This is a genomic window from Lentibacillus cibarius (assembly GCF_005887555.1).
Lineage (GTDB): Bacteria > Bacillota > Bacilli > Bacillales > Amphibacillaceae > Lentibacillus > Lentibacillus cibarius.
In genome coordinates, this window is record NZ_VCIA01000003.1 from 1 (window position 1) to 13759 (window position 13759).

The following is a 13759-nucleotide window of genomic DNA, read 5'->3' on the forward strand; positions in this document are numbered from 1 at the left end:
GAATTACAAACTAGCCTTTCAAAAAGTATACTTTTGAAAGATGCTTTAACCAAGCTTTTGGCATTTCAAAAATACAACATATTCATTTTGAAGTATTGCAAAAGGGCGTAACCATTTTGACAAAGTTCAATTTAAATTGAATATTCCGAAATAGACTTTTAGGGGCGTTAGGTAAAAACACCCTATTTATCCTTTGGGGGCTTTTGTTATGCTGTTTCTCTGTTTTTTGACGGATAGTATGATAAAATGAAACAAAGAAAAAAGAACAAAGAAATAAGTTTCTTTTGACACAAGGAGGGCATACTATGACTATGGATATGAATGTCATTCATAAGCATGGGAGGGAAACAAACATGGGACCTCAACCTGCCGCATCTAAACACATTCGTGTATCAGAAAAACGGCAAATTACGATTCCCAAACGTTTTTCGAGCAATTGGGATTGAGGAATCCCTCATTTGCGAGCTACGTGGCGATGAAATTGTGCTCCGTCCAGCTCCAACTGATGAAGATTTTTCAGAGGACATTTTGAAAGATCTCTTACAAGAGGGTTATGAAGGGGACCAACTTCTCACGGAATTTCAAAAACGCAAAGCCCAAATTCGTCAGCTGTGGAAACGTTAATCGCCGAAGCTGATCAAGCTGCCCAACAGTTTACAGGAACAGGTGACGAAGAACAGAATCCCTATTTGGTGATGTAAGGGAGTGAGTTTCGTGTTACCCGTTACGTATTTGAATCCAGCTAAACGTTATTTTAAAAAACTCAAAGAAAAACCACTCAAAAAACAGTTTGATCATGCTATTCAGACAATCCGGCTGAATCCCTATGCTGGAGACCTTAAGACGGGGGATTTAGCCGGTATTTATACTTACGCCATCCATTACAATGGAACGCAGTATCGGTTGGCTTACCAGATTTCCGAAAATGATGATGGCGAACTCATTATTATCATTTTGGCCGGCAGTCGTGAAGCTTTTTACCAAACATTGAAACGGTATATGAAGGGCTAATATTACCTCCCCCCGCCATTCGCCATTTATGAGAATGAAATCTGATTTAATACAACTTATGTTGTGAAATGATTAATGCAACAAACATTGTCTAAGACACCGACGTCATCTTAAGATATTTTTACAATAAATGTTGCATGAACAGCCGCACTTGTTATACTTATATAATACAACATTTATTGCAAAGGATGGATGACAATGTATAATGTTGAGGACGCCTTTTCCCTGTTAAAAACCTACAAAATCACGACTCACATGGAAAGCGTCCGCCGATGGCTGCGGGAAGGCACCATCAAAGGAATTCCGCCTAAATCCCGCAAAGAAGGTGGCTGATTCGGGAAGATGATCTCCTGCAGTTCATAAAATCCGCATGCCGGATGATACCCTGTTGTTTATTCAATACAACAAATGATGCAAAAGAAACAGACCGCGAGGCCATTCGGGCTGAGATGTGGTGGGAATTAGTAGGGAAAAACATATTTGAGGATGTTCTGGACGTAAAAAAAGCCCACGTGCGTGATGCTGTGGCGCATATGGGGCTGTCCAAAGCGTTTGAAACCTACGCATGGGAAAGTATCCGTGAGCATAAACGAGGGTATGCCACTCCAGAATTCCCTATTTACTGGACGCTGCCTTGTTTGACGGTCGGCGCATTTTGCTGGATACGACCTACGAAAGCAAAGACGAACAGATTATGTTTGCGGTGCTGGAGTACCTGCGTCAAAAGAAGATAAAGCCATTTAAAACCTAATACAACAATTATTGTATTAATACTTCTAGGGAAGGTGATATTCTCATTCTCCTGCAATCCTTTCTGGTCACCTGTGAAAAAGACAAAAAGGATTTTTATGTGGCTTCTGTTTATTCATAATGTTCTTCAAACAAATAGGTATGTATCACTTAAACAACCTAATTAACAAGGTCATTCGGTGCCTTTTCTACAATGCGTTCCTGTCTTTTTTCCAAGCTAAATTTTTGATTAGATTACTAATGATGATTCCTCGGAAAGTGATTTATACATCCTGTAATAAGAAGGCTTTTATAAAGCCGTTTTAAAGGGGTTACAAAACGTTTTTTAATTCAGGTATGAAAGGTCTATTAGTCTATTAAAAACCACTGTGCGCTTTCTGTGTATTTCATAAGGATGCTAGTGTTTAATGGCATGGTTTTTACAAATCTATCACAACCAAAAAAATGATCTTGTTATTTATCCATAAGCCCCTGCAGGAAACCCATGTTAAACGCTGTTATTTTTGTGAAAAAATCACTGCGTATAAATGGGTACTCGCTTTTGACTCGAGTGATTTTCTTAGCTAAAGGTGGTATTTATATGTGCTGGTTTTTCATGCAATGGTTCATGATGGCTTGTTATCATGGGAGAAATAATGCTATGATTGACGTATAAGACTATTGTTTTAAGCTGCTATGGAAGCAGACGTCGTCACCCCTTCACTTGAGAAGGAGATTCGGCATAAGGATAAGGCTTCCATGAACTCTCGTTTTAGGGAGAAGATGGATTGGACGGTACTGGTAACTCCGTCACAAAAGTCGCGTTTGCGCCTTGGGCTAATAATCTGAGGATCGTTGAAACAGGCAAAGGTTTATTTAAAAATAGAAGTGGCGTGTGTCGTTTCAAATGGGTGTCCTATGTTTGGCTGGCAACGTGCAATAACCCGCCAGTAACCGCTAGGGTTGATAGGGCTGACAAGAGAATGGTTCAAAGGCAATCGAGCGTCTAACGACGGTCGATATTTTTATTCTTAAAAGACAATTAAAAAGGCGAACACGTAAAGCAAGGACGATACTCAGCCCGTCGTTGCTCATTTTGTGTTCCAAACAGGAAAAGGAGGTCCATTTAAAAAGGAGACAGGCTGATTAACATAGATTGTTTCGCTGTGTTGCTCTTGGGTTGGGAAGAGCAACATGGTAAGTGGCAAATGAGCTGGGCTGCCAGCTGCATGCACCCGCATGATATTTGCCATTGGTACAGGGCAACATGCCCACTCGCAAGAGAATGTACCAGCAGAGCACTCATCATTCATGTCATATGCACGCATACGTTATGCTTCGTCCGGGGCCTGTCTCTTTGTCTATGATTCAGGCAAAGAGACAGGCCCGGCAACTCGAATAAGAGCCATCGTTACGAGGCTGCGCCCGGATTGTTTGTCCGGGGATGGCCCGAGACGACGATGGTTGCCGTCGTCCGGGTATGTCTTTTTTGATAGAGTCAAAGTTTCTATGCATTCACAAGCTTTTAAACACCCTTTGTGAAGATTCTATTTTCAATAGGATGTTTCCTATTTACTTGATTTCAGAAACGCTCACAATAGATTTGTGTTGATTATGGGACCATTTATGACAAAAGGAGAGATATTATGTCAGAGAAACCAAAAGGTAAATCTCCGATTCAGGCACAGGCAGACAAGTTATTTAAGCATACACGGTCAGGTTCCTATGGAACCCGTGCCAGATATCGGGCAGCTGCAAGCAATTTTTATCGTTTGTCCACGAGGCATTTAAGATGAAAAATCTGCGCAATCTGCAGGATAAGCACGTGGTAGCGTTTATCCAAGCAAGGCAGGAAGCCGGCGTCGCAACCAAAACGATACGCAATGATCTGGGGCGATACGCTACCTGCATGATATGGTTCCTCATGCCAAACATGAACTGGCTTCCAATAATGAGCTGGAAAAGCAGCATGGGATTGAACTCGATTCGGAAGCAAAAGGGGATCGTTCCTGGACAAATGAAGAATATAACAATATGTATGCTTTTGCGGATAAACAAAGCCGGGGAGATGGGACTGAACAACGGACAGCTTGTGATGGGCGGGATACAATGGTTTTAAGTCGTACCATGGGACTGCGGGTGGCGGAAGCCGTGGCCATGCACCGTTCACAGGCTGAAAACGCCCTCCGGACGGGAATTTATCACGTCAAAAACGAAGCAAAGAACGGCAAACATCGGCAAGTGCCCCTTTCCCAAGAAGCGAAGAACGTGCTGACGAGCGTCTGCGGACGGTGGAACGTGGTGAAAAAATATTTGTGCAACCGACTGAAAAAACCCATCATGCGATCAATCGAATTGAGAAATACCTCGGTCGGCACCGGGAAAACGTCGAGACGCAGGAAGGACGGGAAAGGCGTTCCCATGATGATGGCTATAACAAACTCACGTTTCATGGCCTGCGTTATAACTATGTGCAGGACCGGATGAATCGGGAGATGCTGCATGGCCGTCGTTTCCGGGAAGCAGCAGCTATGGTCACCAAAGAGGTCGGGCATGAGAGGATTAATGTCATAAATACGTATTTGGGAAAAACATAACTCTTGTTAATGTGTTTGGATGGGTTAAGGATGATGAAATAAATGATTGTTTCCCCGCGCGTACGCGCGCGAGATATTTATTTTTATAATACTTTATTACCTTTATTACCTTGTCGGCATTTTTTAGGTTGTCATATCAGAGGGTATAGCGATTTACTGTAATTTTTACCCCCCGATACTGTAATTTTTACCCCCCGATACTGTAATTTTACCCCCTTTTACCTGTAATATATTGATTTTTACATTATATTAATGTAATTTATTTAAAAGAGGAATTACATATCAGGCGTAGTTAGATATGGAGGTCGTATTTTGGGTAGGAACAGTAAAACTGAACACTTAATTGATTATTCGAACACAATCAAAAAAAGCAATGAGTTATCGATGGCAAAACTGAATCAGGGATTGACATTAAATCAAATGCAGTTGTTGGCTTATGCGATCTTTTCCACACAACAAAATGGAAAAACGGAATTCAGGAAGTATGAATTCCAAGATAAGTTTGGAATAAAAGATTATAAAACAGATGACGCTTATGAGGATAGCGATAAAGTTTCTACTCTTAGATTCAGCACTCAAGATTTAGAAAATGATAAATTCAGCTTTACCAATGTTTTTAGTTCTATTGAATATGAGAATGGTCACTTCACATTTGAATGGAATAAAAAAATGATTCCTTATATTCTGGAGCTGAAAAAGAAGTACGTATTGACGGATTTGACCATTACTTCCAATTTTAAAAGTGGGTTCAGCTGGATTTTATATGATTATTTGAAAGCGCATTATGGTTACTGGCATAAGGAAATATCTAAAGATGCCTTGATGAATTATTTGCAGTAGAGGATAAGAAATCATATCAAAAAAGTACCGCGTTATTTAAAAATGCAGTGTTGAATATTGCTATTAGTGAAATAAACGAATTCACAGAGTTGGAAGCATGTATACCCAAACGAAAATAGGCAATAAAATAACAGGATTCAGCTGCACTGGTCCACTGACAAACAGGTTGCAGGGGCAACAGATAAACAAATATCCCTATTGCGCGAAATTCATGATGAAGTGGAGAGAAGAATGTTTGATTATCTTGCTTTGGAAAATTCAAAGAACCGGATATGGCAGAACATACATCATTAGAATCAAGGACATAGATCGACAGGTAAATGAAACATTAACATCAAAACAAGCAAATGAATTTATTCAGGAAGAAAAAGAATTGTACGGGTATCTGCAAGATCTTCTTGAAAATGACGGACAGGAAAGAGACACATCCGTTTATTATAACTGGCTGGAAGAGGACTGAGTATATACATACTCCATATAGAAAGATTATATTGCCATTTTATCCTGTTTTTTAATAGGTTGCGAGTGTACCAATACAATAAAAAGCATGTGCCACGTGTACGCCAACCTGTATGCCAGATGTACGCCATCGTAATAAAAATGTCCCTGCGGAAAAACAGGCTCTGCCTAGTTTCCCCAGCTTTTGGGGACAATTTCTCCTTATCCTGTTCAATATTTTATTCCTGTTTTTAGCAGTAGTTGGAAGACAATTCTATCTTGAAGATAGTATGGTTAGCTTAAAGCTATTTTAAAGCATTTTCAGAGCGTTTTTAACGTTATATAGTGTTTTGGTCATGCAATCAATTGAAAGCACTTACAGATGCTTTCAATTGATTTTTTTGGTGCATTTCTATCCAATAAACGTCTTTTAGTGATGCAGCATAAAAGAAACAGTTTTTTAAGTATGGCAGGGAACAATCACTCGAGTTAGAAGCGAGTGCCATTTATACGCAGTGGTTTAAACTGCTGTAAAAATGGGTTTCCTTCAGGGGCTTAAAAGTTAGAAAAGAGCATAAGGGAATAAGGTGGACCCCATCGTCAAGACACAAATTTATAAAAATAAGGTGGGGTTATCATTGTTTTCCCTTTCCCATCTTACTAACCAGCTCTTTCCTGTGTCAGTTCTGTCAAGGGCGTATTTCCCCTTGACAGGTTCTGGCACAGGAAAGATAATTGCGCCAAGATGGAAAGGATAACGGACTATCTGAAATAAATAGATGCTGGTGTTTGATAATCTAATGATTGATGAGGCCGTTCATGATTATAAAGGTTCATGTAGTCTCTTATATTGCTTCTGGCTGCTCTTGGGGAGCCATAGTCTTTTAAATAGACTTCTTCGTACTTAAGGCTTCTCAAAAGCGTTCGATCATGATATTATCCAATGCCCGGCTCTTGAGTCCATGCTGATCTGTATGGAGTATGTGTCAATCTTTTCTCGATGTGGTTGTCACACCAATATATTGGCACTCTATTTTGTACACGTTTTCCGGCTACCGCGCTGTCGCTTGGTGGCCTGCATGTTTTCGTCACGTTCCAAACCCGGAACCTGACAAAAACATGCAGGGTATTACCTAAAACTCTTCATCAAGTTTCCTATCGCTGATGAATGGCTGTATATAAACTGATGGAACCTTCTTTTGCGCCAATCGATGGGCGTGTTGGCTGATTCAAATACTCCGTCATGCGAACGGTCTTTTCAACGTCTCGCTGCTTGCGTGCGCTTCGTTTTTTGGGATGTGAGATAAACATCCCGCAACGTGTTATTGAGGATACCCTGTTTACTTTCACCATAGCTTCACTGCCTTCTACGCTCCAATGCATCCCCCGTCTTTTCATCCGGAAAGAAACGCGACGCTGATTGGATTCCATAGCCCTAAGCCTCGTGCGTCTTCTGGCGGGTCTTCCACTTCTCACGCCAGTCAAAAATACGATCCCAATTGTGCTGAATGTAAGTTCGAAAACCGTTTACCTTTTCTACCTGTTTTGCGTTTTCCAGGGTACTTTCGTATGTATCCAGCCAAAGTATGAACTGTTGCCAATCGTGTTGTTTTAACGCTTTTCTTATCCCGTCCTTAAATTCACTCTTTTCACCGCCTAATGCCCGATTTAACGCCTGAGCTACATGGTAAGCGTCAAGTTGATTCAACACGGGATAACGGACTGGGAAAAGGCTTCCTGGAACCGTTCAGCTGTGTAGCCCTGCCCGCCATCACTATTTGTCACAACCTGCGTATTCTCCAGCGAATAACCATGGGCCGCATATGACTGCACCTCTTTCCAAAAGTCATCAGTCGGCTTCGTTGTCATGATTACGTGTTGATTGCTGAGTGAGACCCGTTTGCCATTTTTGACCCAGCCTTCATGCATAATCGCATGCCGGACCTCATGGCTTTTCTTTTTCTTTGTAGAACGGACAAAAACGCCATCTGCCTCTGTATATAAATAGTCAACTTCTTTTCCCTCCGGAAGGGACGCTGCTTCCTCCAGTTCAGCCGCCAGTTCCACATCAGCCTGGGACTGCGCATCTCCAACACGCTTCACGATACTCCCGACTGTTGATGACTCATCGTTACGGGGGTCCATTCCTTCAAAGTTTGGACTGATGCACGATACGTGCTCTCACTAGCCAATTCAGCCACTTTTACCTCCGTCAGGGGACTGTATCGTTGACTTTTCCGAAGACCAGCCCACTCATCAAAGGGATAGTGAGAATCACCTTTCAGGTCATGCATTAATGTATGCCGAAAACGAACTGCCCCAAACGTGAATTGAAACCGTTTTCCAATCTTCACGCTCGACAGTCCAGCCCAACTTCTGTTTCTCAGCTTTAATCACCTTATTAATCTGTGTGAACACTTCCCCCATCTGGGAAGCAAACACCTCATACATATAGAGTCGAATGCTTCTTCCAATCAACTAAGTTGTTTGTTTCCTTTATTAATGCGTATAATCTTGATATAATAGTTTCCATGAGAAGGCCTCTTTCGAAATGTATTTGCCCGTCAAAGCATACATTTATGATAGAGTGCCTTCTCTTTTTGACTAGAAAATTGCCTCAGGTGGCCCCGAGAATTATTTTACACATATCTGTATGGATGGATGCTCCTTTAAAAGACTAATATATTTGGGCTGGTGAAATGACTGCCTTGGTCACTGTTAAATATTTCTGGTATACCAACCGTGAATGCACGTTGTACGCATCCAGGACAAAGTCAATTGCCAGCGTCTGATCTAATTCCCAGCTGATAATGTAGCGAGAATACCAACGATAATGGCCGTTAGATACATCCAGCTGTTATACAGGCGAATGTATGTTATGTCAATGCTCCAGACTTGATTGGGACGGGTAATCGTCACTCCTTTCAACAGATATGGATAAATACGGTGCTGCAGATTGCGTTTACTCAAATTAGGACCCGGATAAATGGCTTGTATACCATTTCACGCATGTGACGTTGCACTCTTTACGGTTGATATTCACTCCTTTATTCTTTAGTATTTCATTAATCTTGCGTGAGCCAAAAAACGGGTGTTTGGTATAAATCTCATCAATCTGATGTTTAATGGCAACCTCTTCCGGTGACGGCTGAACATGCTTGTAGTAAAGGCTGGAACGATTGATCCCAAGCAGGTCGGCCTGCCAAGAGATGGGCAGTTCAGGATCATCCCAGTCCACCATTTCATGCGTTCCGTCTAGTCGTTGTAGATGCCAGATTTTTTTTGATCCACGACAATGCGTGGTTAACTTACAACCTCCGAATAGAGGCTTTCCAGCTTTTCTTCATAGTCAGCTTTCATTTTTCCAAGTCTTTGTTTGTTTCTCAAAGACCTGTGGCATTTCTTGCAGGAACTGCGTTTCCATTTATGAAGCTGTTCACATGAATCCCATGTTCCGAAGCAATCTGACTCATTGCCTTTTCTTCCTTCAAGATTTCCAACACGATTTGTGATTTGAATTCTGGTGTATATCTTTGCGTTCATATACCTACCTTAACATCTCCTTTTTTCGTGTCTAAAATCTTGGGTCATTATAGAAAACTGATATCACATTCGTGCTATCCTTGCAGAGCAAGTTTTTTGGTGATATCGTTATTTTTGAAGTTGTGCAGACTTGTACATGGTATAGCGTTTATTTGTACATAGTTTGTACATATCGTGAACGGCGTGTGGATACGGGCTAGTTCAATCTAGGTCATGTCTGCCTAACTTCAAGTTAGGGCGTTCTGAAGTCAATAATAATTCTGATAGGCGTTTTACTTATAACGAATAGTCATTCTTAAAGCTTCTTTGTGTTATATGTTTACGTTATACCGTTGTAACGCTAGAATGAATAGCAAAGGCGGTGAGCGTATGAAGGTCTATAATCCGGGAGATATAGCAGATTTATTAAAGCTTAAAGTCAGCACGATACGCAAGTACAGTATCATGCTGGAAGAATTGGGATATACGTTTGAAAAGAATAACCGGAATCAGCGTTATTATACGGATGCAGACATCATAACGTTGCGGAAACTGTAACGTTTAAGGATAACGGCATGACGCTGGGAGAATCGGCAGAGGCTGTTATTCTGTGGCATAATGGGAACGAATCAGAGCAGGAAGGCATAACGCATATCAGACTGACACACACAACGATACGAAGCCGCATAATGACGACATAATGGAATTAAAAGCATGATACATAAACAGAATGAACTTATAGAAGGGCTGACAAGCGGCTGGACGAGCAGCAGGAATACATAGATCAGCGACTGGAAGAACGTGATAAAGCGTTAATGCAGTCCATTAATGAATCACTGGAAACGCGAAAGCAGATAGCTGCAGAAAATAATAAGGAAAACAACAAAGGATTCTTTCATAAGTTATTTAAACGAGGTAGCAAAGGAAGCTCTAGTTGACAATGAAAACAAGAGTATAGCCACTTTACAATATGTCTTAATCTATTGCGGATTGTTTCTTCTGAACAACCTAACATACGTTCAACAAAATTTAATGGTCAAATGTGTCTGTAATTAACTTAATTTAGAGAGTGATGCATTCATTAAAATAAAATACATGGTTTTACTTTACGGCAACTTTATATGGAGAAGCGGAAATAATAGTTAGGGGGAAAGAAGTAATTATGTCTAATAACTTGAAAGAATTTCATTTATGGATTCCATTATTACTGATGGGTATCAACGTTATTTCAGTTGGTTTCATGGTTGAGGAATTAATAGATGCTCACCTCCGAACTACGGGCACCACTATTGTTCTTAACACCTATATTTGGTTTAATTTCTTTGTCTTATATTAGTCATTATGCAACAAAAAAGAACACGCTTTAATATGGCTATTACAGGGTTAAATTGTTTTTTACTATATTCCCTTAATTGTTTTAATAATTTTTACATTAATCATGATTTAAAGTAAATGGGCGCTTTTCCTAAATAAGCATTCTCTTGAGCTGGAGTAAAACTCAGACATTTCTATAAAGAGGAATTTACACCTGAATTTAAAAAACGCTACGATTAGTAGCGTTTTTTTTAAATTTAGCCAAATAACATCTAAGAGAACTTGGTGTAAATACTTCCTAATACTCGCTGCTGCAACTGTTGTATGCCCAGCTACACATTCTATCAATCTTTTATCGCAACATGAATCCAATCCCCGTAAGTTTTCCAACAGTTATCATGAGCTACACAACAATCATCAGTGTCATTAATAGGAGTCCCTCCACCATGATCCAGATCATATCCGCAATTACCACCACAATGTTGGTAACCCCTGGGAGACAGCCATCACCTGTGAACCATGATTGTGTTTCTATTTGATCGTTAAATAAATTTCCAGATTTATAATTTTATTATCTGGTAATTCTTCATAGTCATCACTAAAAGCTAGTTTATTTAATTCAGTGTTCTTTTGGTTATTTTGAACCTGCCTCCATCATATAAATACTCATGTAATGCATTTGAGTTTGGTTGCAAAATTTGTCCGAAATAGTGATCCTGAACATTGGGCAATTCATTATAGAGAATGCTTATATTTTCCTTTTCATCTACTAATGAAGAATTGAAGAGCTAAAAAAGTGCATGTTGTCTTCTTCTCGGAATTCAGCATCAAATACATATGCCTTTCTAGGGTTTAAATCATTAACTTCAAAACTTTTTGATTTTGCATAGTTGCAATAAGATTTTTAAAAGCTCCTTTTCGTATAGTTCATTGAGCTTTTGATTTAATTCCTTTCCTCGTAAGTGTTTCCATCAATCAAATTTCCAATCACCTTAAATCATCCTTTCTTATTTGTAATACTGTTAACACTAAGTCCAATTGTCTCCACTACATCCACATTCTCCGAATTCCCAAAGTTCACCTGACACATGATAATAAGTTGCTAAACAGCCTCGTAAATGACAACAGTCACGGCTTGATGAACACATACCACCTGATGTTTTTGCTTTTTTAGAAACATTTTTTTTATTCTGTTCACTTTTCATTTTAACCCTCTTTGATTGGTTTTTTGGAGGTGGCACTCGGGATCGAACCGAGGATTAAGGTTTTGCAGACCTTTGCCTTAACCGCTTGGCTATGCCACCAAATGCTGTGTGTTACATAAAGAGTTATGAAGGGGCTAAAAAACAACCACTTTTCAATATTTTTGTTAAAAATTTATCCCACAGCTTTTAAAATACTTTTAGCAATGGCTGTACTTATTCCCTCACAAAGGAGGGCTGCTTTAAATGCCACGTATCCACCGCCGAATCCAGAAATAAGTTTTCCAGCAGAATGGCCGGCATGTCGGTTTCTCGAAGAACCGAAAAATCGGCTTCTTTTTGCCTCTGTCCCGTAGACTATACGAAGCATAAAACTCCATGATAGATGCGTGTATGATACGCTGAATGTCGCCGGTTTTGGTATGGCGGAATCCTGGATAAATATAACTCTCGAACCCTTCTCCTCCACCGGCTTATGATGGAAAGATACAAACAGATCGGCATTATGAGCATTGGCCATGCTGGTTCGCTCGCTTAGTCCCACAAAAGTATCCTCCGTCCTGACGTTCCGGGGTCATATCCTCCGTGGCCGGCATCCAACACAATCACTGTCATAAAAACACCTCCCTTTTTTCTTATAAAGAAAAGGAAGGAGCAAAATATCAACCGTTTATTCCTTTTTTTCCTGTTCATCTGCTACAAAAGCATCGCCACAAGGTACGGTCAGTTCCCGAGAGAAAGCGAAGCCGTTATCAGCGAGTTCAGCCTGTATGGCTTTGATCTTTTTAGCTAATAACAGCACATATCCTGATAAAATGCCTCATCTTCCGGGAACAAGAGTCCAAATGCTTGGCCATGGTTAGATAAGTCGTTAATATACGATAATAGCGTTGAATGGCTTGTTCATGACAAATCATCTTCTTTTCCCCTTCTCATTTCCTATGGTTTCGAATCAGTTCTTTCAGTTCGTCCAGCGTATCGGATAAGTTATTGATCTTCTTTTCAAAACGCAGCAACAAGTAAGCTGCAATAAAAATAGGAACCCACATTTCCAATAAGGACGTCCAAGCCGATAAGTCAGTCGACATCATTGATTCTCTTTGGACGGAAATTCCCATGCCGCCACCTTTTCCGAGCCGTTTCATTACCCAGTCATGACATTGCATAGTGTTCCTCCTTTCTTATCTAAAGAAGCAAAAAGACGTTCAAAATCAAACCTTTTTTCAAAAATCCTGTATCCGAACAAAACAAATGCTAATATAGATTTATAGAACGTTGTTCCCTTTTTTCGATAAGTGGTTTATTTTTGGGACTTTCATGTCTCTTTAAATCATGAGGTGATATGTGTGAAGAAAACGACGAGCGATGTCATGAGAAATGCCTAGCATTCCGGCAGAACCATCCTGAATTCTTTCAGCAGCCGATCATTCAATCGTTTTTACAGGACGAAACCCATTACAAACTTGTGAAACGGGCTATCTGTTCACCGACTCAGCAAAACATGAAACAAGTGAACGAGGCGTTCCAGACGTTTTATAAACATGTGAAAAACGCTGACGTATTTATCGAATGTCATTCACTATAATGCGATGAACTTTGATAAAGCAAGAAAAACATCGCTATCGCGAAACCTAACATTGGATCAACCATTGCATGAGGAAAACGATGGGCTACACACAAGGACATGCTTTACCAGTCATCGCCGGATATCGCCGACATGATTGCCTGTGAGACAGTGACGGACTGTGTGAAGACCCCCAATTATATCAAGCCATCGAAACCCTGAGCCAAACAGAAAAGCATTTTAACGCACAAATACGTGCATGGCGTACAAAAACAAATAGCTGATTATTCAACGATTCACCGCAAAACGTATCCAAGTTGCATGAAAAGCACTGCAAAAAACTAGAAAACCATCTAAAAAAGGAGCAAGATGGCCATGACAACAGCTTGACGTGGAACAACTTTAAAAAACGTTGGAGCCTAAAATCCAAAAGTCGCTCCATCAAACCGAACAACAGAACCGAGAGATCTGGAACAGGAGCTAAAAACGAAAATCACGGAATGCTTCTACAATGATGTTTTTGAACAGGCGCCGGATTTTGG

The 13759-nt window shown here is 40.3% G+C and carries 17 protein-coding genes, 1 tRNA gene and 4 pseudogenes; 12 read left to right on the forward strand and 10 right to left on the reverse strand.

Annotated elements, in window-relative coordinates; genetic code table 11:
- The first annotated feature begins 305 nt into the window (after positions 1-305).
- The 3 genes from FFL34_RS18485 (at position 306) to FFL34_RS18865 (ending at position 1344) form a co-directional block, all read left to right on the forward strand.
- Positions 306-446 carry a hypothetical protein gene (locus tag FFL34_RS18485; protein WP_199799063.1) on the forward strand — a complete coding sequence of 47 codons (141 nt, stop codon included), beginning with the start codon at positions 306-308 and terminating at the stop codon, positions 444-446.
- Positions 447-714: 268 nt separating this feature from the next.
- Entirely contained in the window at positions 715-1011 is a 297-nt protein-coding gene (locus tag FFL34_RS18020) for a type II toxin-antitoxin system RelE/ParE family toxin (RefSeq protein ID WP_138604810.1), read from the forward strand.
- A 198-nt stretch (positions 1012-1209) separates the two neighbouring features.
- Entirely contained in the window at positions 1210-1344 is a 135-nt protein-coding gene (locus FFL34_RS18865) for a hypothetical protein (RefSeq protein ID WP_267900376.1), read from the forward strand.
- A 1487-nt stretch (positions 1345-2831) separates the two neighbouring features.
- Here the strand turns inward: FFL34_RS18865 and FFL34_RS18025 are convergent.
- Positions 2832-3068, reverse strand: coding sequence for a hypothetical protein (locus tag FFL34_RS18025; protein WP_138604812.1), 237 nt, complete (start codon positions 3066-3068; stop codon positions 2832-2834).
- 318 nt (positions 3069-3386) lie between these two features.
- Between FFL34_RS18025 and FFL34_RS18410 the strand changes: the two genes are divergently transcribed.
- The 6 genes and pseudogenes from FFL34_RS18410 to FFL34_RS18045 all read left to right on the forward strand — a co-directional run bounded on the left by FFL34_RS18410 (position 3387) and on the right by FFL34_RS18045 (position 5637).
- Positions 3387-3536 (forward strand): hypothetical protein, encoded by a 150-nt coding sequence (locus FFL34_RS18410; protein ID WP_171046458.1) that lies wholly within the window; start codon positions 3387-3389, stop codon positions 3534-3536.
- Positions 3533-3859 carry a hypothetical protein gene (locus FFL34_RS18030; protein WP_138604818.1) on the forward strand — a complete coding sequence of 109 codons (327 nt, stop codon included), beginning with the start codon at positions 3533-3535 and terminating at the stop codon, positions 3857-3859. The genes FFL34_RS18410 and FFL34_RS18030 overlap by 4 nt, the downstream gene beginning before the upstream one ends.
- Before the next feature lie 172 nt (positions 3860-4031).
- The gene (locus FFL34_RS18415) at positions 4032-4337 is read left to right on the forward strand and encodes a hypothetical protein (RefSeq protein WP_171046459.1); all 306 of its coding nucleotides are present in this window, start codon (positions 4032-4034) and stop codon (positions 4335-4337) included.
- A 312-nt stretch (positions 4338-4649) separates the two neighbouring features.
- Positions 4650-5177 carry a replication initiation protein gene (locus FFL34_RS18040; RefSeq protein WP_138604820.1) on the forward strand — a complete coding sequence of 176 codons (528 nt, stop codon included), beginning with the start codon at positions 4650-4652 and terminating at the stop codon, positions 5175-5177.
- Positions 5178-5206: 29 nt separating this feature from the next.
- A pseudogene (locus FFL34_RS19085) lies at positions 5207-5296 on the forward strand (hypothetical protein); the annotation flags it as partial.
- Entirely contained in the window at positions 5275-5637 is a 363-nt protein-coding gene (locus FFL34_RS18045) for a hypothetical protein (RefSeq protein ID WP_138604821.1), read from the forward strand. The pseudogene FFL34_RS19085 and the gene FFL34_RS18045, both read left to right, overlap by 22 nt.
- 740 nt (positions 5638-6377) lie before the next feature.
- Here FFL34_RS18045 and FFL34_RS18050 read toward each other — a convergent pair.
- The 5 genes and pseudogenes from FFL34_RS18050 to FFL34_RS19090 form a co-directional block, all read right to left on the reverse strand.
- Positions 6378-6597 (reverse strand): annotated as a pseudogene (locus FFL34_RS18050) (integrase core domain-containing protein); the annotation flags it as partial.
- Positions 6598-6744: 147 nt separating this feature from the next.
- Positions 6745-8148: pseudogene (locus tag FFL34_RS18055) on the reverse strand (ISLre2 family transposase).
- Positions 8149-8408: 260 nt separating this feature from the next.
- Entirely contained in the window at positions 8409-8585 is a 177-nt protein-coding gene (locus FFL34_RS18420) for a hypothetical protein (RefSeq protein WP_171046460.1), read from the reverse strand.
- Position 8586: 1 nt separating this feature from the next.
- A complete protein-coding gene (locus FFL34_RS18060; protein WP_138604823.1) occupies positions 8587-8856 on the reverse strand; it encodes a transposase in 270 nt (89 codons plus the stop codon).
- 142 nt (positions 8857-8998) lie between these two features.
- A pseudogene (locus FFL34_RS19090) lies at positions 8999-9139 on the reverse strand (transposase); the annotation flags it as partial.
- 388 nt (positions 9140-9527) lie between these two features.
- Between FFL34_RS19090 and FFL34_RS18070 the strand changes: the two are divergent.
- Both FFL34_RS18070 and FFL34_RS19095 read left to right on the forward strand, forming a co-directional pair.
- Positions 9528-9695, forward strand: a complete 168-nt coding sequence (locus FFL34_RS18070; protein WP_234031588.1) for a MerR family transcriptional regulator — start codon at positions 9528-9530, stop codon at positions 9693-9695.
- Positions 9696-9928: 233 nt separating this feature from the next.
- Positions 9929-10075: a DUF3967 domain-containing protein gene (locus FFL34_RS19095; RefSeq protein ID WP_411712919.1), complete on the forward strand. Its 147-nt coding sequence runs from the start codon at positions 9929-9931 to the stop codon at positions 10073-10075.
- Positions 10076-11479: 1404 nt separating this feature from the next.
- Here the strand turns inward: FFL34_RS19095 and FFL34_RS18425 are convergent.
- From FFL34_RS18425 to FFL34_RS18090, 4 genes are all read right to left on the reverse strand, one after another.
- The gene (locus FFL34_RS18425) at positions 11480-11656 is read right to left on the reverse strand and encodes a hypothetical protein (protein WP_165303894.1); all 177 of its coding nucleotides are present in this window, start codon (positions 11654-11656) and stop codon (positions 11480-11482) included.
- A 24-nt stretch (positions 11657-11680) separates the two neighbouring features.
- Positions 11681-11755: transfer RNA gene (locus tag FFL34_RS18080), tRNA-Cys, on the reverse strand.
- Between the two features lie 73 nt (positions 11756-11828).
- Positions 11829-12197, reverse strand: a complete 369-nt coding sequence (locus tag FFL34_RS18750) for an N-acetylmuramoyl-L-alanine amidase (protein WP_267900377.1) — start codon at positions 12195-12197, stop codon at positions 11829-11831.
- 388 nt (positions 12198-12585) lie between these two features.
- Positions 12586-12819, reverse strand: a complete 234-nt coding sequence (locus FFL34_RS18090) for a YvrJ family protein (RefSeq protein ID WP_234031589.1) — start codon at positions 12817-12819, stop codon at positions 12586-12588.
- A 176-nt stretch (positions 12820-12995) separates the two neighbouring features.
- Here FFL34_RS18090 and FFL34_RS18095 point away from each other — a divergent pair, with 176 nt between their 5' ends.
- Entirely contained in the window at positions 12996-13238 is a 243-nt protein-coding gene (locus FFL34_RS18095) for a hypothetical protein (protein ID WP_138604826.1), read from the forward strand.
- The last annotated feature ends 521 nt before the right edge of the window (positions 13239-13759 follow it).